The 593-nt window shown below is 40.3% G+C and carries 1 protein-coding gene; it reads left to right on the top strand.

Annotation, left to right across the window (positions count from 1 at the left end; translation table 11 throughout):
- Window positions 1-128: 128 nt before the first annotated feature.
- Window positions 129-593: DUF4172 domain-containing protein (locus tag NI462_RS14925; protein ID WP_253161240.1), on the top strand; the 465-nt coding region annotated here is incomplete at its 3' end.

The following is a 593-nucleotide window of genomic DNA, read 5'->3' as shown; positions in this document are numbered from 1 at the left end:
TGTAAGCCCCAAGTAGAACTGTTCTCGATAAATAATGAGCTAATTAACAGTACATATTCGGCTCAAAATATGAGTCGAATTTGTGCTATATTTAACTCATCTTAGATTTTAGATGAGAGAGATTGAAAATGCAGAAATGGATTTGGCAAGCAGAAAACTGGACAAATTTTACATGGCAAGATTCAACTATCTTACCTAAAACCAGACAGATACATCAAAAAATAGGAATTCTTCTTGGACAAAGTCAGCATAATTTGGCGAAAGAACAATTCACTCTAGATACTCTACTTGCCAATCTCGTTGCTTCATCAGCAATTGAAAATGAAACCCTCAATGTTTTTTCATTGCGATCATCTTTAGCCCAACGCTTGGGTGTCACTCTTGAACAGCCTTATCCAAGCTCAGATCGATCAGAAGGTTTAGCCAATATCATGCTGGATGCGCTGAACGATGTTAAGCAACCACTGACTGTTGAGCGCCTCATGCAATGGCATCGTTGGCTTTTCAATGACCCCGACTGGACAATGCAACGTTTACGCATTGGTCAACTGAGGGGATCAGAGCCTATGCAGGTCGTTTCAGGTCGATTGGAT

The organism is Acinetobacter lwoffii, from assembly GCF_024129715.1.
Lineage (GTDB): Bacteria > Pseudomonadota > Gammaproteobacteria > Pseudomonadales > Moraxellaceae > Acinetobacter > Acinetobacter lwoffii_U.
The sequence above is the reverse complement of the archived record's forward strand: the minus strand, read 5'-3'. Positions and strand labels throughout refer to the sequence as shown.